The sequence below is a fragment of the Staphylococcus sp. HMSC14C01 genome (assembly GCF_001808085.1).
Taxonomy (GTDB): domain Bacteria; phylum Bacillota; class Bacilli; order Staphylococcales; family Staphylococcaceae; genus Staphylococcus; species Staphylococcus hominis.
Genome location: NZ_KV792040.1, coordinates 108,280 through 127,938, shown reverse-complemented (window position 1 = coordinate 127,938; position 19,659 = coordinate 108,280). Strand labels below are relative to the sequence as shown.

Here is a 19,659-nt window from a genome sequence, read left to right as displayed (position 1 = left end):
CTATTTTGTTAGGAATTATGTCCCAGCCTCTTCTTTTAATTAATTTAAACATTTTATATTATTCTAATCGCTTAAGTTGATTAATTAATTTTTGACCTTTAAAGTACATGCCAGCATATTCTCTATACAGCATTATCATTAATTCTGACATTTCATCTAATAAAGCTTGGTTAATATTAAAATGATTCATTTTATCAATTGGCAACTTTTGTAAAATATCCAATAAATAAAATGTTTTATTGGATAGCTTTAAGGCATAAGGATCATTATTTAATACAGTTTCTGAGATGGTCCCATCATATTTAAAACTGTAAGCAATAAGCTTAGATTGATCAGTATCACCAGTAATTGCACAATAATCGAAAAATGCGCCAAAACCAAATTTATTCATACATTTCAATAATACGATAATCGACATTAATTGAGCAGAATTACCTTCTGAAATTTTATTGAGTACAAATTCTAATAACTTATAATGATATAAAGAAACTTCATTTGGTTCTAATGATCGATCTATTGCTTCGACGCATAAAGTCGCATAACTACTATCAAAAATATCTAATCGTAATTGATAATATTGGTTTATGACATCAATAGAACTGAGCGTTCCCATACCTTTCCATTTATTATAAATAAATAAGCCATACACAAAGAGTTGTGTATGAGCTTGCAAGCCGGTTTTAGATTTCTTAGCACGTCTTACCATAATAGGAATTTTAGCACCATGCTCGTTTAATATTGTAATAATTTTATCGGATTCACCATAATCTACTGATTTTATGATAATTCCTTTTTGTTTTTCTAACAATGCATCTCACCGGCTTTCCTATTAATTTAAACGTTAATCTTGATCTTCAACATATCCCATTTGACGAATAAAGTTTACTTTATTTCTCCAATCTTTCTGAACTTTTACCCATAATTCGAGGTAAACTTTTGATCCGAGAAGCATTTCAATATCACGTCGAGCTCTTTTACCGACTTCTTTAAGTTTTTTCCCACCCTTACCTATAACAATTCCTTTTTGAGAATCACGTTCAACAAAAATAGTTGCTTCAATTCTTACTCTTTCTTCACTTTCCTTAATCATTCTATCTACATTTACCCCTATTGCATGGGGGATTTCTTCACTTGTTAGATGTAAGATTTTTTCTCTAATAATTTCGCCTACTACAAATTGTTCTGGATGATCCGATATTTGATCATCAGGGTAATATTTTGGACCTTCAGGTAAATAATCTTTAAGTACATCGATAAAGTGATCCACATTCAATCCTTCAAGTGCCGAAATTGGCACAATTTCAGTAAAATCCATATAGGTTTTATATTTTTCAATCTTAGGCATAAGTGCATCTGGATGAACTAAATCAATTTTATTTAACACTAGAAATACTGGTGTTTTAACATTTTTTAGCATTTCCATTATATATTCGTCACCACGACCAATATCTTCATTTACATTTACCATAAACATAATAGCATCAATTTCTGATAGTGTATTTTTAGCTACACGCATCATATAATCTCCTAATTTATGCTTAGGTTTATGAATACCTGGTGTATCTAAGAAAATGATTTGAGCATCTTCTCTTGTCATTACTCCCTGAATTTTATTTCTTGTTGTTTGAGCTTTATCTGACATAATTGCAATTTTATGTCCAATGACTCTATTCATAAACGTGGATTTTCCCACATTCGGTCTCCCTATAATAGATACAAATCCTGATTTGTGTTCTGTCATTTATTCTAAATCCTTTCCCGAAAAGCCGTGAGGTAATAGTTCTGCTACAGTTGACTTAATCATCTCACCTTTATGATTTGTCATATACACAGGCATGTCGTCATCACAGAGTTCTTTTAATACTTGACGACATGTTCCACAAGGTGATGACGGATGTTCAGCGTCAACGGTAACTGTTATTGATTCAAAATCTCCTGGTCGATAGCCTTCTGAAATTGCAGCTACTAAACTAGATCGTTCTGCACAAATCGTTGCTGGATAAGCTGCATTTTCAACATTTGCTCCATAAAAATGGCGACCGTCTTTTGTTTTTAAATATGCACCTACTTTAAAATGACTATACGGTACATAAGCACGTTGTTGAGCTTTTCTAACTTCTTGAAAATAATGTGATTGATAACTCATTTTATTGTCCCCTTTAAAAAAAGATGTGAGGTATAAAAATCATTAAACCCATAATTAGTGCAAAGATTGAAACAACCATAACACTAAAGGCGGCAATATCTTTAGCTTGTTTAGCTAATTCGTGATAGTCAGAAGTAACTAAATCTACGACGCATTCTATAGCTGTATTCACAGCCTCAAGCGTAAGTACCAAAGTGATGCTTAACAAAATAAACAACCATTCTACAGTTGAAAGTCTTACGATAATTCCTAAAATGATAGCTATGAATGCGAATATTAAGTGTATTAGATAATTGTGATCTTTTTGAAGAAGTGTTTTTAAACCATCAAAAGTGTATTTAAATCGTTTTAAAAATTTAATCTCTAGTCAATCCATATGCGTTTAAAATTTCTTTTTGGCGTCCAAACATTTCTTTTTCATCTTCTTCATTCATATGATCATATCCTAATAAGTGTAAAAAACCATGTAAAGCTAAAAAACCAAGTTCTCTTTCAAATGAATGATTATAAGATTCAGCTTGTTCCTTAGCTACATCAGTACAAATAATAATATCTCCTAACACTCTAGGAATATCTAAACCAATAATATCTGGTTCATCTTCTTCAAGTGCAAAAGAAATAACATCAGTCACTCTATCTTTATCTCGATAATTTTTATTTATTTCTTGAATTTCATCTTTATCTACAAAAGTAACTGACAATTCAGCATCTTCATGAATGTTTTCTTTTTCTTTAGCAAAGTTAATTAAGTCTTCGATTTGATGATACCATTCATCTTTAACTAAGTTTGTATGATCATTGAAATCAATCGTAAACATTTAATTGTCTCCTTCATAACGTTCGATAATTTTACTTACTAATGGGTGTCGTACTACATCACTTTGATCTAGTTCCATTATATTTATTCCTTTAACACCACGAAGGTTCTTAATAGCTTCTTTTAATCCACTTTTAACACCTTTTGGTAAGTCAATTTGAGTTTGGTCTCCAGTTACAACCATTTTTGAACCAAATCCTAGACGAGTTAAAAACATTTTCATTTGTGCATGTGTTGTATTTTGAGCTTCATCTAAAATGACAAATGCATCATCTAGAGTTCTACCCCTCATATACGCTAAGGGAGCAATTTCAATTGTACCTCGTTCAATAAAACGTGCTGTTTGTTCTCTACCTAGGACAGTATTTAAACCATCATAAAGAGGTCTTAAATATGGATCAACTTTTTCTTTTAAGTCTCCTGGTAAGAAACCTAATGATTCACCAGCTTCTACAGCTGGTCTTGTTAAAACAATTCTTTTTACTGTTCCTTTTCTTAATTGTTTTGCAGCATAAACAACTGCAAGGAAAGTTTTACCTGTTCCAGCAGGACCTATACCAAACACTAAATCATTACGTTTCATAGCATTAATATAAAGACGTTGCCCCATTGTTTTTGCACGAATTGTTTTACCAAAGGCATCTTTAGTAATCTCTTCATCATATAAATCCAATAGATATTGAATAGTGTCATTTTTAGCCATCTTTATGGCAGCCTCAACATCTTTTAATGTAATTGAATGTCCTAACTCAATTACCTTTAATAAATTTTTAAGAACTAATTCTGCTTTTTCAACATGCTCTAATACTTGACCTTTTACTGCAATTTCTTGCCCACGAGCATGTATGATAACATCAAATGCTTCTTCAATCGATTTTAAATGTTCATCATTATTACCAATTAAAGCTTGAGAATGGTTGATGTTATCTATTTGAATTATTCCTGGCATAAAAGCGCTCCTTTTCACATAAAACATATTCATTAATAATTAATCTTTCATATAAATTTTACTAAACAATGATAAAGTATACAAATTTAAATGTTTTGAATGAATAATTAACCTAAGATAATATAACATAATAAAAAGTACCAAGAACAATATGTGTTTTAGGCGCATCTTAACATATTAGGAGCATAAATAAAGAGACTTCCACGTAGAAAGTCTCTTGTAAAGGTCAGAATGAAACAATAAATGTTGTCTTATTCTTTTATTTATAACCCTTATAATTTTTTAGGTTTATTTAGTATTTCTTGCCAAATAATCCCATCAACTATCGGGTCATTGTCAAATTGAAACGTTTGATGTGTCATATTTTTTTCAATAGATTTACTATTGAGTAATTGATTCAGTTTATAACGTTTCGTTTTTTCAGATAAGTACTTATCATTAATAATTTCTTTAGCTTTCTTTTCAATTAAAGAAAGTTGTTTTTCTTTTTCTTTGTCAATTTCAGATCTCACATTAAATAATTCTTTTGATAGCGAGTCTTCTAACTGTTTTTTAATATCTTTTTCACTTTGAGATCTCTCTCGTGAAGTTGAATCACTATCTTTAGAAGGCACTTTTTCGGTATGAGATTGTTTAGTTTCAAACCGTTTTAATTCTCCACGAGGATGTTCAGTCTTAACTTCTTTTTTAAGATTTTTATCACTGTGAACCGTTTCTTTTTTAGAAGATGGTTTTGGTGATGATGTTTTTTTATTTTGTTCTTCTTCATCAAATTCTGATGCCATCTCATTAAAAGCTTCTTCTATCTGTTCAAAAATACCTTTTTTTCTTGGTGTGTTTTGCGTAGGTCTTTGTGTATTTTTGTGTGGAGGCGTTTGATTTTTTCGTTGTTCATGACTTTTATCTCTCATTGCACTAATACCAGTAACAATCACAGAAATAACGAATATAAGAATTCCAATATTCATTTAATCACCCCTCTATTTAATTTGGTGATTCATCGTCATTTTGTTCGGTACGTTTATTAATAGCGTTTCTCATACCTGTATCTGCTTCTACATTTTTTAAATTATAGTAATCTTTTACTCCAATATTACCTTTACGTAAAGCTTCAGCCATCGCTAGTGGTACTTCTGATTCAGCTTCTACTACCTTAGCACGCATTTCTTGAACACGTGCTTTCATTTCTTGTTCAGAGGCAACAGCCATAGCACGTCGTTCCTCAGCTTTAGCTTGAGCAATATTTTTATCTGCGAGTGCTTGTTCCGTTTGTAAATCAGCGCCGATATTTTTACCGATATCTACATCTGCAATATCAATTGATAAAATTTCGAATGCTGTTCCTGAATCCAATCCTTTACTTAATACTGTTTTAGAAATATTATCAGGATTTTCTAGTACTTGTGTATGATGTTCACTAGAACCAATTGTGGAAACAATACCTTCACCAACTCGTGCAATAATTGTTTCTTCTCCAGAACCACCTACAAGTCTAGAAATATTAGCTCTTACTGTAATTCTAGCTTTAGCTTTAACTTCGATACCGTTCATCGCAACACCGGCAATAAAGGGAGTTTCGATTACTTTGGGATTAACAGACATTTGAACAGCTTCTAAGACATCGCGTCCTGCTAAGTCTATTGCGGCACCTCTTTCAAAAGGTAAATTGATATCTGCACGTTGAGCTGCTATGTTGGCATCCACTACTCTATCTACATTACCACCAGCTAGATAATGAGATTCCAATTGATTTGTTGTTAAATTTAGTCCTGCTTTATGAGCTTTAATAAGAGGACCTATCACTTTACGAGGAGATACTCTACGAAGTCGCATTCCTACAAGTGTAGCAATACTAACTTTTACACCTGCAGCAATAGCGGAAATCCATAATCCGACTGGTACAAATGAAAATAATAATAATAAAGCAACTATTATAATAATCGCAATAATTATAATTCCAATATTTAACATTGACTTTACTCCTTTTATATTTTTATTTCTCTTACAACTACTCTACTACCTTCTACCTCTAAAATTTTTACTTTTTTATTTCTCAAGATAAATGTACCGTCAGAAACAGCATCAATTCTTTTGTCATCTAAAGTTATGATTCCAGCAGGTCTTAAATCAGTAGTAGTATACGCAGTTTTTCCCACTAAGTAAGAACGATCATCATGAGATCTATAACCAGCTTCTGTACTCGTTGAATCATTCAATATCACTTTATCAAAAAATGGTATTTTACGATTAAACACTTTCACCAAAATCACCCATTCTATAATAGAAAGTATTAAAGCGACAATAACATTAAAGAGCATAACTAAAATATTATCTCCTAACATAATCATACTAACAATAATAAGCACTATTCCTATAATTCCAATTACTGCTCCAACAATGAATAGTTCTATTATTACTAAGATGATACCTATGAAAAACAATAAAATTGAAATCAAATTGACATCGCCATTAATTAAAAACCCTAGAAATAGAATAAGTAACGCTAGAGAAGCTAAAATACCTAAAATATTTATCCTTTTAGAATAAAGTTGATATAAAAAACCTAAAAAGATAATACATGTAAGAATTAATAAAACAATAGGATTAACAATGATATTTGACATATCACCCAACCATGAATGATTCAATGAAGCAAAAGTATTCTCGATATGTATCAAATTTATACTTATCATTATCTCACCTCGCTCTCAATTAAATTATACATGAAATAAATACTATATTATAGTATTACAATTGTATAAAAAAACTCTCAATTAGTTTAACTAATTGAGAGAATATATATATAATTAACATTCATGTTGAGGGAGTCAACAGAGCTATTAATTATTTGAATTTACGTTTACGTGCAGCTTCTGATTTTTTCTTACGTCTTACACTTGGTTTTTCGTAAAATTCACGTTTACGTACTTCTTGGATAGTACCACTTTTAGATACTGAACGTTTAAATCTACGTAATGCATCTTCTAGTGATTCGTTTTTACGTACTACTGTTTTAGACATCTGTATTTCCCTCCCTCCAAATATCAACGAAACTTAAAGTCAATAATTGCATAGAAATAATTAACTATGCTTTATTTAGTATAATATATGAAATAATTATGGTCAATTATAAATCTTTATAATTTCAAAAATTTATAATAATACGCCTTCTTCAGTTTTATTAGTAGCATGATTAACGATTCTAACTGCACTACCAATGTTAATTGGATAATCAGCTTTATTAATTTTAACTTTAACAATCTCACCGATTAAATCCTCACTACCCTCAAATTCAACTTTCATATAATTATCTGCGTAACCTACTAATGTATCTTTTGTTTCTCCTACTTCTTCTGGAATCACTTCTAAAACTTCATTTTCAAATTTTGATGCGTATTCTTTAGCAAGTTGGTCACTTAAAGCAATAAGTTTATGTACACGTTCATTTTTAATTGACTCATCAATTTGATCATCCATACGTGCAGCAGGTGTACCAATACGTTGTGAATACGGGAAAACATGTAACTCTGAGAATTTATGTTTAACTATAAAATCATATGTTTCTTGGAATTCTTCTGCAGTTTCTCCTGGGAAACCTACTATAACATCACTTGTAACCGCTAAATCAGGTAATGCATCATGTAACTTTGTTAGTCTTTCAGAAAAATGTTCCATAGTATATTTACGGCGCATACGTTTTAATACTGTATCTGAACCTGATTGTAATGGTACATGTAAATGTCTAACCACTTTATTAGAATTTTTTAGAACATCAATGACTTCATCAGTAAGTTGACTGGCTTCAATTGAAGAAATTCTAATTCTTTCTAAACCATCAATTTCCTCAAGATCTCTGAGTAATTGAGCTAAATTATAATTTTTTAAATCTTGACCGTATCCACCGGTATGAATACCAGTTAATACAATTTCTTTATATCCAGATTGAACTAATTGTGTTGCTTGTTCAACTACTTTTTCAGGATCTCTAGAGCGCATTAAACCACGTGCCCATGGAATAATACAAAACGTACAAAAGTTATTACAACCTTCTTGGATTTTTAGAGATGCACGAGTTCTATCCGTAAAATAAGGTACATCTAATTCTTCATATGTACGATTTTTCATAATATTTCCAACACCATTAATTGGTTGACGTTCTTCTCTAAATTGATCAATATAACTAAGTAATTTATGTCTGTCTTGAGTACCAACAACGACATCTACGCCTGGAATCTCCATAATTTCAGCAGAAGATGTTTGTGCATAACAACCTGTAACACATACTACTGCATCAGGATTACGACGTATTGCTCTTCTAATGACTTGTCTACTTTTTTTATCACCTGTATTAGTCACGGTGCAAGTATTAATGACATATACATCTGCATTAGTTTCAAAATCTACTCTTTCATAATTAGCATCTTTAAATAATTGCCATATTGCTTCAGTTTCATAATGGTTTACTTTACAACCTAAAGTATGAAACGCTACTGTTGCCATTTAATTCACCCCATCAATTCTTTCTCAAAACTTATAGCACTAAGTGCATATAGTGGCGCAGTTTCTGCTCTTAATATTCTAGGGCCTAAACCAATGTTTAAGCTTACCTCCCTAAAGAGATCAATTTCCTTATCGGAAAAACCACCTTCAGGTCCAAATATGATTAACACACGATCATTCGTTTGAAAGTTGTTTAAAATATTTTTAAATCGACTTTTTTCACCATGCTTGGCTTCGTCTTCATATGCTATTAACACATAGTCATAATTATTTATGGTATCATAAATTACTTTTAAATTCGACTGAAATTTAACATCTGGAATAACAAGTCTATAACTTTGTTCAGCAGCTTCTTTTACAATCTTTTGCCATCTATCTATTTTCTTTTGTACCTTGTTCTCTTGTAATTTAACTACAGATCGATCCATACCCACTGAAATAAAATGATTGGCACCCAATTCTGTACTTTTTTGAAGCAACCATTCATATTTATCAGCTTTTATTAAACCACTACAAATCGTTACATCAACTGGTAATTCAGTGTCAATATCTAATTGGTTTATTGGTAAAACTTCAATTTGATTAGAACTTATATGTGTAATTTCAGTAATAAATACTTTTTTATCATTAAAATTAATTATAATTTTGTTACCAATCGTATTTCTCATTACATTTTTGATATGATGTATATCTTCTTCATTGGTAATAAAAAAACGCTGATGAGAATCAGCGTTTTGATTGATAAAGTATCGTTGCAAATTATTCACTCACTTTCTGACCAACAATGCAAACCCATCCATTGTCATGATTGATTGATACAATATTAAATCCAACACGCTTCATATGTGACAGTATATCTTCATGTTTTTCTTCTATAATACCTGAAGTTATAAAATAACCATCTTCATTTAGTGTATTATAAGCATCTTCAATCATTTCATCAATAATATGAGCTAAAATATTTGCGATAACTACATCAAATTTTTCATTTTCTTCTTTTAATAAATTACCGGGAATTGCTTCAATAGCATTTTCGCAATGATTTTTTCTAAAATTCTCCTTAGCCACACCAACAGCCATTTCGTCTATATCTAAGGCTTTAATTCTTTTAACACCTAATAAGTGACTAGCGATACTTAATATACCAGAACCTGTACCTACATCAATAACTGAAGAATCTGGTGTTACATAAGTTTCAATCGCTTTTAGACACATACTTGTTGTTGGATGATCTCCAGTACCAAAAGCCATTCCGGGATCTAATTCTATACACAATTCATCTTCTGATTCTTTTGAATAATCTTCCCAACTTGGAACAATCGTAAATCTCTCAGAAGCTCTAAAAGGATGAAAATAGTTTTTCCATTCATTAGCCCAATCTACTTCAGCAATAGTCTTTGCTGAAAACTCAACTACTGAATCATCTATAAGGTCCAAATTTAATATTTCATTTTTTAATTTATTTTTAAATTGAGTGTTATATTTCAATTCGTTAAAGTATGCTTTTAATCTCACACCTTGTTCAGGATAATCTTCTTTTTTTAATTCGTAGATTTCACCAAATTTATCAGTAGGTTGATTAATTAAATCATATGAATCTTCTATAACTACTCCATTTGAACCATAGTTTTCTAATATGTTAGTGACTAAAGGTTCAACTTCATGATTTACAGTGACTGCAAATTCTGTCCAGTTCATGATTATTCACCTCTAAAGAATTTACGAGCTTTGTCTTTAAAATTAGAAGGTTGTTCTTCCGGATTTTCACCACTGATTTCCGCAAATTCTCTCATTAATTCTTTTTGTCTATCAGTTAGTTTATTTGGTGTGACAACTTTTATATTAACAAATAAATCACCATGTCCATATCCATGAACATTTTTAACGCCTTTCTCTTTAAGACGGAATTGTTTACCAGTTTGAGTACCAGCAGGAATTGTAAGCATAACATTACTGTTTAGAGTTGGTACTTTGATTTCATCGCCAAGTGATGCTTGTGGGAAGCTAATGTTAAGTTCATAGAATAAATCATCGCCATCTCTTCTAAATTTATCAGAAGGTTTAACACGGAATACTACATAAAGATCACCATGAGGACCGCCATTTTCACCAGGTGCACCTTCACCAGCAAGACGGATTTGTTGTTCATTGTCTACACCTTCAGGTACAGTTACTTCTAATTTTACTGTTTTATTTTCAGTCCCTTTACCATGACAAGTTGGACATGGTTCTTCAAATTCTTGACCACTACCCTCACACTTAGGACAAGTTTGCTCAGTTCTTACGCGTCCTAAAATTGTATTTTGTTCAACAGATACATGTCCTGAACCATGACAATAGCTACATGTTTTTTTACTTGTGCCTGGTTTAGCACCATCACCATGACATGTATGACAGGTAACATCTTTTCGAATAGAAATTTCTTTTTTAGTACCAAAAACAGCTTCATCGAATTCTAAAGTCATAGTGTATTGTAAGTCGTCACCTTTTCTAGGTGCATTTGGATCTCTTTGACGTGAACCACCAAAGAATGAGCTAAATATATCTTCAAAGCCTCCACCGAAGCCACTGAAGTCTTGTCCACCAAATCCTTGACTACCAAATCCACCTTGGGCACCGCTATGTCCAAATTGATCATAATTTGCACGTTTATTGTCATCACTTAGAACTTCGTATGCTTCAGAAATTTCTTTAAACTTTTCATCGGCGCCTTCTTCTTTATTGATGTCCGGATGATATTTTTTTGATAATTTACGATATGCTTTTTTTATTTCATCTTTTGAAGCATCTTTACTTACGCCAAGAACTTCATAATAATCTCTTTTAGCCACAAGTATCTCTCCCTTTCTAAATTTTATAATTTAAACACATACTCAAGTATCTTAACTATAAAAGAAAAAGTCAAAGCCAATGTTCAATTGACTTTGACTTTTTGGCTTACATTTATAAATGTTTACATAGTAAACGTTATAAACGATTAGCTTTATTTTTTATCTTCGTCGTCTTTAACTTCTTTGAACTCAGCGTCTTCAACATTGCTATCATTTGATTGTTGTGAACTACCTTGTGCTTGTTGTTGAGCTTGTTGAGCTTGTTGATATACTTTAGCAGATAATTCTTGAATTACTTGTTCTAATTCTTCTTTTTTAGCTTTAATATCATCTAAATCTTGACCTTCTAATGCTGATTTAAGCGCATCTTTTTTGCTTTCAGCATTTGATTTGTCTTCTTCACTGATATTTTCACCTAAGTCTTTAATTGTTTTTTCAACTTGGAATACTAAGCTGTCTGCTTCGTTTCTTAAGTCTACTTCTTCACGACGTTGTTTATCTGCTTCAGCATTTTCTTCAGCATCTTTAACCATACGATCAATTTCTTCATCAGATAATGCAGAACTTGATTGAATAGTGATATTTTGTTCTTTATTTGTACCTAAGTCTTTTGCAGTAACGTTTACGATACCGTTTTTATCAATATCAAATGTTACTTCAATTTGAGGTACACCACGTGGAGCTGGTGGAATATCAGTTAATTGGAATCTACCTAATGTTTTATTATCTGAAGCCATTGGACGTTCACCTTGTAATACGTGAATGTCTACTGCTGGTTGATTGTCAGCTGCTGTTGAATATACTTGAGATTTTGATGTTGGAATTGTTGTATTACGTTCAATTAACGTATTCATACGACCACCCATAATTTCGATACCTAATGATAATGGAGTTACGTCTAATAATACAACGTCTTTAACATCACCAGTAATTACGCCACCTTGGATAGCAGCACCCATTGCAACAACTTCATCTGGGTTTACACCTTTATGAGGTTCTTTACCAATTTCTTTTTTAACTGCTTCTTGTACTGCAGGAATACGAGTTGAACCACCAACTAGGATAACTTCATCAATTTCAGAAGTAGATAAGCCAGCATCTTTAAGTGCTTGACGAGTTGGTTCCATTGTTCTTCTGATTAATGAATCAGCTAATTCTTCAAATTTAGAACGAGTTAAGTTGATTTCTAAGTGTAATGGACCATTTTCTCCAGCTGAAATGAATGGTAATGAGATTTGTGTTTGAGATACACCAGATAAATCTTTTTTAGCTTTTTCTGCAGCGTCTTTAAGACGTTGTAACGCCATTTTATCTTGTGATAAGTCAACACCATTTTCTTTTTTGAATTCTGATACTAAATAGTCGATGATTACTTGGTCAAAGTCGTCCCCTCCAAGTTTGTTATCCCCTGCAGTTGATAATACTTCGAATACGCCATCGCCTAATTCAAGAATAGAAACGTCGAAAGTACCGCCACCTAAGTCAAATACTAAAACTTTTTGATCTTGTTCAGTTTTATCTAAACCATAAGCTAATGCTGCAGCTGTTGGTTCGTTAATAATACGTTCTACTTCTAAACCAGCAATTTTACCAGCATCTTTAGTAGCTTGACGTTCAGCATCATTGAAATAAGCAGGCACAGTAATTACTGCTTTATCCACTTTATCTCCTAAATAACTTTCAGCAGTGTTTTTTAAATTTTGTAAAATCATTGCTGAAAGTTCTTGTGGTGTATATGATTTGCCGTCAATATCTACTTTATAATCTGTACCCATATGACGTTTAATTGATTGTACAGTATTTGGGTTTGTAATTGCTTGACGTTTAGCAACTTCACCTACTTGAGTTTCTCCATTTTTAAATGCCACAACTGATGGAGTTGTTCTAGCACCTTCAGGATTTTGAATTACTTTAGGTTCGTCTCCTTCTAATACAGATACGCAAGAATTTGTAGTACCTAAGTCAATACCTATTACTTTACTCATAATAAAATTCCTCCAATTTTAAAAATTTTTCAAATTTAAATCTTATTGATTAACTTTGACCATAGATGGTCTTAAAACTCTATCTTTTAATTTATACCCTTTTTGTAATTCTTGAGTGATTTCACCAGAATTGAAATCAGGATTGTCATCTTGAACAACAGCTTGATGGAAGTTTGGATCGAATTCTTGACCTTCAGACTCAATTTCTTCTAAGCCATTGTCTTTTAATGCTCTTAATAAGCTTTCATGAATCATTTGAACGCCTTTTTTGAGAGATTTAAATGATTCGTCATTACCCTCAATTTGAAGTGCACGTTCAATGTTATCGATAGTAGGTAAAATATCAGTAAGCACGGGTTGAGCTTGATATTTTTTATTTGTTTCATTTTCATTTCGAATTCGACGCTTATAATTTTCGAATTCAGCATATAATCTTAAATATTTTTCTTCATTTTCATTTGCTTTTAATTGTAATTGTTGAATTTCTTCGTCTTTAGATTGATCATTTTTATCATCATTATCATGTTCAGATGTAGATTCATTATTTAATTCTTCTTCAGAAGGATTATTTTCTACATCATTTGAAGACGACGCTTCGTTTTTAACGTTTTCATTTTCTTCAGTATGTTCAGTGTTATTTTTCACTGATTCGTCTTTTTCTGTCATTTTATGCCCTCCAATATAATTACAATTAGATTCACCATATTTGATTAAGTAATTGAATCACATTTTGATAATGCATCGCAGTTGGTCCGATAACCGCAATTTGTCCTTTTAGTGCATCATCAAAATGGTACTGGCTCGTTATAATTGAAATATCACTTAACCCTTCATCTATTTCGTGGCCAATTTTAACATTAATTTCAGAAGTGGAAATATCTTCTAGTAACTCGATAATTTTTTCTGATTCTAGATATTGTAAAATTGGCTGAATAGAAGAAACATTGGTTTCGTTCAGTGCATCAATAAGTTTAACCTTTCCACCCATAAAAATGCTATTACTTTGTTTATGGAGATGAGAAGTTAGCATGATAGTTAATTCATTTATAAAGGATTGTTCCGCCATAGAATTTGTAAATTGTTTTAATTTCTTATTAAAATCAAATTGACTTTTATAATAATTATCAGTCAGAAAATTTGAAATCCTTGTTAACCTTTCATCGTCAAACTCCATTGATTCACTTAAATGTAAATGTTCTACATGTCCAGAATTATAGATGATGACCATTATAATTATAGACGAATTTGCACGAATCAAATGAACATTATTTATAATATCTGTTTTGTGATTAGGTCGAACAACCAACGTTGCATATTGAGATTTTATTGATAATTCATCAGCAAAATAACTAAGGGCTGAAGAAATATCATAATGATTCTCAATCAAAAGTTGATTTAAACGTTGAACTTTATTTTGTTTTTGATGAGATGTTTGTTTTAACAATTGATTGACGTATAATCTAAAACCTTGTTCAGAAGGTGCACGCCCTGAAGATGAATGTATTTTTTCTAAAAAATTCAACTCTTCCAAATACTTCATTTCATTTCTAATAGTAGCTGGGCTTACATTTAAGTTATGTCTATCAATTAAGGTTTTAGAACCTATCGGTTGTCCTAAATCAACATAATCTTCAACAATTGCATTTAAAATGCTTAATTGCCTATTTGTAATCATGTCTTCACCTCATTAGCACTCCTTTGTCTCAAGTGCTAATTATAATTTAACAAATTGGTCAAAGTAAGTCAACGTTAAAGCTCTTATTTTTCAAAAAAATTTATTAATTTAATAGAAATGCTTCAAAAACTTCATTTCCAATGATTTTTCCCTTATTGGTCAATGAAATATGGTTATCTCTTTCATAAAGTAAATTTTTCTTTTTCAGATTATTTATTGTCTCACCAAATACTTTATCCATTGAGGTACCAAATTTTGAAAGAAATTTAACTTTATCGACACCTTTATTCATTCTTAATCCTAAAAACATTTCTTCTTCCATTCTTTCTGAATGAGTAGGAAAATTGGAAGTTAAAATAGGACGTTGATGATTATTAATAGCATTGATGTAATGATTAACAGGATTGAGATTCGAATAGCGTTCCCCATTTACATATCCACTTGCGCCTGCTCCAAAACCATAATATTCTTCATTTAGCCAGTAAGTCTTATTATGCCTTGATTCATGATGAGACTTAGCGAAATTTGAGATTTCATATTGTTTAAATGAGGTTTCTCCTAAAACATTCATTAAATATTGGTACATTTCAGCTCCTATATCTTCGTTTGGCAATTTTAATTTGCCTTTTCGATACATATTATAAAATTGAGTTTTAGGTTCTAAAATTAATCCATAACTTGAAATATGATCTATATCCATTTGTATTGCTCTATTAAGACTATCTGAAAAATCTTCTAATGTTTGAGTTGGTAAATGATACATTAGGTCTAAACTAATCGATTCAATATTTGCTTTTTTAGCATACTCTACAGCATTATATATATCTTGAGTTTTATGTGTTCTACCTAGAATTTTTAGTAATTCTGGTTTAAATGTTTGTACGCCCATAGAAATTCTATTTACACCATATGAGTGTAGTAATTTCACTTTATCTAAGGTTAATTCATCGGGATTTGCTTCAAATGTATATTCACCTTTAATTGAAAAAGTTGACTGTATTGCTTTTAAAAGTCTTTCAAGTTGCTTGAGATTTAAAGCTGTAGGCGTACCTCCTCCAACGTACATTGTTTCAAGATTTCTAATTTCACTTGTTTTCATTTCTTTAATTAATGCAGAAATATACTCATCTACTGGTTGTTTGTTAATAAAGTACTTATTAAAATCACAATATGTACAAATCCTAACGCAAAAAGGTATATGAATATATGCACTTTTTATTGACATCGTTACACCCTCATTTTTAAGTTTTTAAAACACAAACGAGGTTGGAACACATGATTCTGGGTTCCAGCCTCGCATTAATAACCTATTCATCATCCATTTTAAGAACAGCTAAGAAAGCATCTTGTGGTATGTCTACGTTACCAACAGCTTTCATTTTTGCTTTACCAGCTTTTTGTTTTTCAAGTAATTTACGTTTACGGCTGATATCTCCACCATAACACTTAGATAACACGTTTTTACCCATAGATTTAATATTAGTTCGGGCCACAATTTTTTGACCTATTGCAGCTTGAACTGGAACTTCGAATTGTTGTCTAGGAATAAGTGTTTTTAATTTTTCAACAAGAGCTTTACCTCGTTCATATGCAAAATCTCTGTGAACGATAAAACTAAGTGCATCTACTTTGTCACCATTTAATAAAATATCCATTTTAACTAAATTACTTTCTTTATTTTCAATAAATTCATAATCAAATGAAGCATAGCCTTTCGTATTAGATTTTAATTGGTCAAAGAAATCAAATACAACTTCTGATAATGGAATTTCATAAACGATATTCACACGGATATCATCTAAGTAATCCATATTTATAAATTGGCCACGTTTACGTTGACACAGTTCCATAACTGCTCCAACATAGTCATTTGGCACCATCATTGTCGCTTTTACATATGGTTCATAAATCGCTTTAATTCTATCACGTTCAGGCATTTGAGATGGATTATCAACTGTAACTTCTGAACCATCATTCATTTCACATTTATATATAACTGAAGGTGCAGTCGCAATTAATTCTATTCCAAATTCTCGTTCAATTCTCTCTTGAATAATTTCCATATGTAGCATACCTAAGAATCCTGTTCTAAATCCAAATCCCAGTGCTTGTGATGATTCTGGTTCAAATTCTAATGATGCATCATTTAATTGAAGTTTTTCAAGAGCTTCTCTTAAATCGTTATAATCTTTATTATCAATTGGGAACAATCCACAATAAACCATTGGATTCATCTTTTTATACCCTTTTAACGGAGCATCTGCTGGTCTATCTACATGAGTGATAGTATCCCCAACACGTGAATCGTCGACATTTTTAATACTTGCAATAATATATCCAACATCGCCTACTGTAAGTTCTTCAATTGGTAGTTGTTTAGGAGTATTAATCCCAACCTCAGTAACTTCAAACTCTTTTCCTGTTGCCATCATTTTGATACGATCTCCAGCTTTTACAACACCTTCCATTACTCGAATAGAAGAAATAACGCCTCGATAAGGATCGTACTCTGAATCAAAAATAAGAGCTTTAAGCGGTGCACTAGGATCTCCTTCTGGTGGAGGAACAACTTCAACAATTTTTTCTAAGATTTCATCGATACCAATATTTGATTTGGCACTTGCTAACACAACTTCATCTTTATCTAAGCCAATAACATCTTCTAATTCTTGTTTTACTCTTTCTGGTTCAGCAGCGGGTAGATCTATTTTATTTACTACCGGTAAGAGTTCTAAATCATTATCTAGTGCTAAGTAAACATTAGCAAGAGTTTGAGCCTCGATGCCTTGTGCAGCGTCAACTACTAAAATAGCGCCTTCACATGCAGCTAATGAACGAGAAACTTCATATGAGAAATCGACGTGACCTGGAGTATCGATTAAATGAAACGTATAAGTCTGTCCATCTTTAGATTCATATTTTAATCTAACAGCATTTAATTTAATTGTAATACCGCGCTCTCTTTCAAGATCCATTGAATCAAGCAATTGATTTTGCATTTCTCTAGTTTCTACAGATTTAGTATTTTCTAAAATTCTATCTGCTAACGTTGATTTACCATGATCAATATGAGCAATTATAGAAAAGTTTCTTATATTATCTCTTCGGTTATAGCGTTCTTGCATATCCATAACTTATCATTCTCGCTTTCGTAAATTTACCCGTATATGTATACATCTTTGACATAATATCGTTTTTAATCATTATTTGCAAATTTAAGAGAAAAGAATCATCATGTGAAGATTCTTTATTTACTTTTAATTTTAAGATTTTTCTTAAACTACATAACAATTATAAAGTGTTGTATAAAGGTTTCCAATAGTTAATATCGTTCTTTTTGTAAATAAATAGGTTTAATGTTAATAAATGATTGCACAAATATTCATGTTTTGATAAAATATTTCTTGTTGTAATCAAAATAAAATTTGATATGCTTAGATCACTTTTAGGAGGTGACAGTAATGCCAAATATTAAATCTGCTATTAAACGTGTAAGAACAACTGAAACTGCTGAAGCACGTAATATTTCACAAAAAAACGCTATGCGTACTGCAGTGAAAAATGCTAAATCAGCAATTGAAAATAATGCTGATAATAAAGCTGAATTAGTTAACTTCGCAATTAAATCAGTTGATAAAGCTGCACACAGTAACTTAATTCATTCAAATAAAGCTGACCGCATTAAATCTCAATTAATGTTTTCAAGCAAATAATCATTTAAAAAGTTCAAGCGATTAGCTTGAACTTTTTTTATTTATAAAGAAAGAATAAATAATTCTAAAATCAGTTGTTTATCCATATATGAGGATTTTAACTTATAATCAGTTTCTGCACATTGATCAATAATATTTAGCAAATGAGTTAATTGATAATGTTTTACTTGATTTAAAGCCAATTTAACTCGGTATGGGTGCACATTAATTGTTTTAGCAATTTGTTGTCCGCTATATCCTTTTCGACTTAAAATTTTACATTGATAATATAATCGATAATTACTTGTTATTAATGCTAATAGTTTAATAGGTTCTTCTTTCATTACTATTAAATCTTTAATAAGTTGAATGGCTTTATATTTTTCCCCTTTTTGTATATATTCAGTTAAAAGAAAAACATTTTGTTCTAAACTTCTATTAATAATCTCTTCAACATCTTTTTTATTTATAGTTGTTCGCTCTCCTAAGAATAAAATAATTTTTTCTAATTCTTGCGAAACTATATTAAAGTTAATACCAGTTAATTCTATAAATAAATCTAATGCATCCTGTTTAATATCTTTAAAATTTTCATGAAGTTTATTTTTTATCCAATTTTTAATCTCTTGTTCAGACATCTGTTCAACTTTAGCTAGCTTGCTTGTCTTTTTTAAAGTCTTAGTAATTTTCTTTCTTTCATCTAATTTATTTTGATACACTTCAAAAATGATAAAGTTTTCTCCATCATATTTTTCTAAAAATTCATTTACTTGTTCGTTGTTCGGTTGGATATCTTTTGAAACTTTCTCACCTGTAAAAATAAAAGCATTTTTAACAACAATAGCTTTTTTCTCTGAAATAAAAGGCATTGTTAATGCTTCTTCTATAATCTGATTAAAACTTGTATCATAAAGATTATATTTAACATAGTTAAAATCGTCTTTTTTTTCATTTAAGTAACTTTCTACGATTTCATTACTTTTTTTCTCCACTAGTTCTGGCACTTCTCCGTATATAGCCATTATATTATTAGCCATGTAAACTTGCACCCTTTCAAAATTATA

21 protein-coding genes are annotated in these 19,659 nt (G+C 30.9%); 1 reads left to right on the top strand and 20 read right to left on the bottom strand.

Annotated features, from left to right (window positions below; translation table 11 throughout):
* Window positions 1–58: 58 nt before the first annotated feature.
* The 19 genes from recO to lepA form a co-directional block, all read right to left on the bottom strand.
* A complete protein-coding gene (gene recO, locus HMPREF3131_RS07795) occupies window positions 59–808 on the bottom strand; it encodes a DNA repair protein RecO (RefSeq protein WP_017176218.1) in 750 nt (249 codons plus the stop codon).
* A 33-nt stretch (window positions 809–841) separates the two neighbouring features.
* Window positions 842–1,741, bottom strand: coding sequence for a GTPase Era (gene era / locus HMPREF3131_RS07790; protein WP_002449851.1), 900 nt, complete (start codon window positions 1,739–1,741; stop codon window positions 842–844).
* On the bottom strand, window positions 1,742–2,146 hold the full coding sequence (cdd, locus tag HMPREF3131_RS07785; RefSeq protein WP_002455278.1) for a cytidine deaminase: 405 nt from the start codon (window positions 2,144–2,146) through the stop codon (window positions 1,742–1,744).
* A 13-nt stretch (window positions 2,147–2,159) separates the two neighbouring features.
* Complete coding sequence (locus tag HMPREF3131_RS07780; protein WP_029376821.1) at window positions 2,160–2,507, bottom strand: diacylglycerol kinase family protein; 348 nt, start codon at window positions 2,505–2,507, stop codon at window positions 2,160–2,162.
* Window positions 2,503–2,964, bottom strand: coding sequence for an rRNA maturation RNase YbeY (gene ybeY, locus HMPREF3131_RS07775; RefSeq protein ID WP_017176216.1), 462 nt, complete (start codon window positions 2,962–2,964; stop codon window positions 2,503–2,505). Before ybeY ends, HMPREF3131_RS07780 begins: the two co-directional genes overlap by 5 nt.
* Window positions 2,965–3,912, bottom strand: coding sequence for a PhoH family protein (locus HMPREF3131_RS07770; RefSeq protein ID WP_002449734.1), 948 nt, complete (start codon window positions 3,910–3,912; stop codon window positions 2,965–2,967). It abuts the gene before it with no gap.
* Between the two features lie 272 nt (window positions 3,913–4,184).
* Window positions 4,185–4,880: a hypothetical protein gene (locus tag HMPREF3131_RS07765; protein WP_048682790.1), complete on the bottom strand. Its 696-nt coding sequence runs from the start codon at window positions 4,878–4,880 to the stop codon at window positions 4,185–4,187.
* A gap of 16 nt (window positions 4,881–4,896) precedes the next feature.
* On the bottom strand, window positions 4,897–5,883 hold the full coding sequence (floA, locus tag HMPREF3131_RS07760; RefSeq protein WP_017176214.1) for a flotillin-like protein FloA: 987 nt from the start codon (window positions 5,881–5,883) through the stop codon (window positions 4,897–4,899).
* A 14-nt stretch (window positions 5,884–5,897) separates the two neighbouring features.
* Window positions 5,898–6,605 carry an NfeD family protein gene (locus HMPREF3131_RS07755; protein WP_017176213.1) on the bottom strand — a complete coding sequence of 236 codons (708 nt, stop codon included), beginning with the start codon at window positions 6,603–6,605 and terminating at the stop codon, window positions 5,898–5,900.
* Window positions 6,606–6,756: 151 nt separating this feature from the next.
* A complete protein-coding gene (gene rpsU / locus HMPREF3131_RS07750; RefSeq protein WP_002449867.1) occupies window positions 6,757–6,933 on the bottom strand; it encodes a 30S ribosomal protein S21 in 177 nt (58 codons plus the stop codon).
* A 132-nt stretch (window positions 6,934–7,065) separates the two neighbouring features.
* Window positions 7,066–8,412 carry a tRNA (N(6)-L-threonylcarbamoyladenosine(37)-C(2))-methylthiotransferase MtaB gene (gene mtaB, locus HMPREF3131_RS07745; protein ID WP_017176212.1) on the bottom strand — a complete coding sequence of 449 codons (1,347 nt, stop codon included), beginning with the start codon at window positions 8,410–8,412 and terminating at the stop codon, window positions 7,066–7,068.
* A 5-nt stretch (window positions 8,413–8,417) separates the two neighbouring features.
* Window positions 8,418–9,170: a 16S rRNA (uracil(1498)-N(3))-methyltransferase gene (locus tag HMPREF3131_RS07740; RefSeq protein ID WP_017176211.1), complete on the bottom strand. Its 753-nt coding sequence runs from the start codon at window positions 9,168–9,170 to the stop codon at window positions 8,418–8,420.
* A 1-nt stretch (window position 9,171) separates the two neighbouring features.
* A complete protein-coding gene (gene prmA / locus HMPREF3131_RS07735; protein ID WP_070436608.1) occupies window positions 9,172–10,110 on the bottom strand; it encodes a 50S ribosomal protein L11 methyltransferase in 939 nt (312 codons plus the stop codon).
* A gap of 2 nt (window positions 10,111–10,112) precedes the next feature.
* Window positions 10,113–11,243 carry a molecular chaperone DnaJ gene (dnaJ, locus tag HMPREF3131_RS07730; RefSeq protein ID WP_017176209.1) on the bottom strand — a complete coding sequence of 377 codons (1,131 nt, stop codon included), beginning with the start codon at window positions 11,241–11,243 and terminating at the stop codon, window positions 10,113–10,115.
* Between the two features lie 152 nt (window positions 11,244–11,395).
* Window positions 11,396–13,228 carry a molecular chaperone DnaK gene (dnaK, locus tag HMPREF3131_RS07725; RefSeq protein WP_017176208.1) on the bottom strand — a complete coding sequence of 611 codons (1,833 nt, stop codon included), beginning with the start codon at window positions 13,226–13,228 and terminating at the stop codon, window positions 11,396–11,398.
* 42 nt (window positions 13,229–13,270) lie between these two features.
* Window positions 13,271–13,894 (bottom strand): nucleotide exchange factor GrpE, encoded by a 624-nt coding sequence (gene grpE, locus HMPREF3131_RS07720; RefSeq protein WP_017176207.1) that lies wholly within the window; start codon window positions 13,892–13,894, stop codon window positions 13,271–13,273.
* A gap of 31 nt (window positions 13,895–13,925) precedes the next feature.
* Entirely contained in the window at window positions 13,926–14,903 is a 978-nt protein-coding gene (hrcA, locus tag HMPREF3131_RS07715; protein ID WP_070436607.1) for a heat-inducible transcriptional repressor HrcA, read from the bottom strand.
* A gap of 103 nt (window positions 14,904–15,006) precedes the next feature.
* On the bottom strand, window positions 15,007–16,128 hold the full coding sequence (gene hemW / locus HMPREF3131_RS07710) for a radical SAM family heme chaperone HemW (RefSeq protein WP_017176205.1): 1,122 nt from the start codon (window positions 16,126–16,128) through the stop codon (window positions 15,007–15,009).
* Window positions 16,129–16,210: 82 nt separating this feature from the next.
* Window positions 16,211–18,034, bottom strand: a complete 1,824-nt coding sequence (lepA, locus tag HMPREF3131_RS07705) for a translation elongation factor 4 (protein WP_017176204.1) — start codon at window positions 18,032–18,034, stop codon at window positions 16,211–16,213.
* A gap of 330 nt (window positions 18,035–18,364) precedes the next feature.
* Here lepA and rpsT point away from each other — a divergent pair, with 330 nt between their 5' ends.
* The gene (gene rpsT / locus HMPREF3131_RS07700) at window positions 18,365–18,616 is read left to right on the top strand and encodes a 30S ribosomal protein S20 (protein WP_070436606.1); all 252 of its coding nucleotides are present in this window, start codon (window positions 18,365–18,367) and stop codon (window positions 18,614–18,616) included.
* A gap of 41 nt (window positions 18,617–18,657) precedes the next feature.
* Here the strand turns inward: rpsT and holA are convergent, their stop codons facing one another.
* Window positions 18,658–19,632, bottom strand: coding sequence for a DNA polymerase III subunit delta (gene holA / locus HMPREF3131_RS07695; RefSeq protein WP_017176202.1), 975 nt, complete (start codon window positions 19,630–19,632; stop codon window positions 18,658–18,660).
* Window positions 19,633–19,659 lie beyond the last annotated feature (27 nt).

Bases quoted from the DNA above. Each gene is read 5' to 3' on its own strand.
- era (WP_002449851.1), bottom strand. From the start codon at position 1,741: ATGACAGAACACAAATCAGGATTTGTATCTATTATAGGGAGACCGAAT.
- cdd (WP_002455278.1), bottom strand. From the start codon at position 2,146: ATGAGTTATCAATCACATTATTTTCAAGAAGTTAGAAAAGCTCAACAA.
- ybeY (WP_017176216.1), bottom strand. From the start codon at position 2,964: ATGTTTACGATTGATTTCAATGATCATACAAACTTAGTTAAAGATGAA.
- HMPREF3131_RS07770 (WP_002449734.1), bottom strand. From the start codon at position 3,912: ATGCCAGGAATAATTCAAATAGATAACATCAACCATTCTCAAGCTTTA.
- HMPREF3131_RS07765 (WP_048682790.1), bottom strand. From the start codon at position 4,880: ATGAATATTGGAATTCTTATATTCGTTATTTCTGTGATTGTTACTGGT.
- floA (WP_017176214.1), bottom strand. From the start codon at position 5,883: ATGTTAAATATTGGAATTATAATTATTGCGATTATTATAATAGTTGCT.
- HMPREF3131_RS07755 (WP_017176213.1), bottom strand. From the start codon at position 6,605: ATGATAAGTATAAATTTGATACATATCGAGAATACTTTTGCTTCATTG.
- rpsU (WP_002449867.1), bottom strand. From the start codon at position 6,933: ATGTCTAAAACAGTAGTACGTAAAAACGAATCACTAGAAGATGCATTA.
- mtaB (WP_017176212.1), bottom strand. From the start codon at position 8,412: ATGGCAACAGTAGCGTTTCATACTTTAGGTTGTAAAGTAAACCATTAT.
- prmA (WP_070436608.1), bottom strand. From the start codon at position 10,110: ATGAACTGGACAGAATTTGCAGTCACTGTAAATCATGAAGTTGAACCT.
- dnaK (WP_017176208.1), bottom strand. From the start codon at position 13,228: ATGAGTAAAGTAATAGGTATTGACTTAGGTACTACAAATTCTTGCGTA.
- grpE (WP_017176207.1), bottom strand. From the start codon at position 13,894: ATGACAGAAAAAGACGAATCAGTGAAAAATAACACTGAACATACTGAA.
- hrcA (WP_070436607.1), bottom strand. From the start codon at position 14,903: ATGATTACAAATAGGCAATTAAGCATTTTAAATGCAATTGTTGAAGAT.
- hemW (WP_017176205.1), bottom strand. From the start codon at position 16,128: ATGTCAATAAAAAGTGCATATATTCATATACCTTTTTGCGTTAGGATT.
- lepA (WP_017176204.1), bottom strand. From the start codon at position 18,034: ATGGATATGCAAGAACGCTATAACCGAAGAGATAATATAAGAAACTTT.
- rpsT (WP_070436606.1), top strand. From the start codon at position 18,365: ATGCCAAATATTAAATCTGCTATTAAACGTGTAAGAACAACTGAAACT.
- holA (WP_017176202.1), bottom strand. From the start codon at position 19,632: ATGGCTAATAATATAATGGCTATATACGGAGAAGTGCCAGAACTAGTG.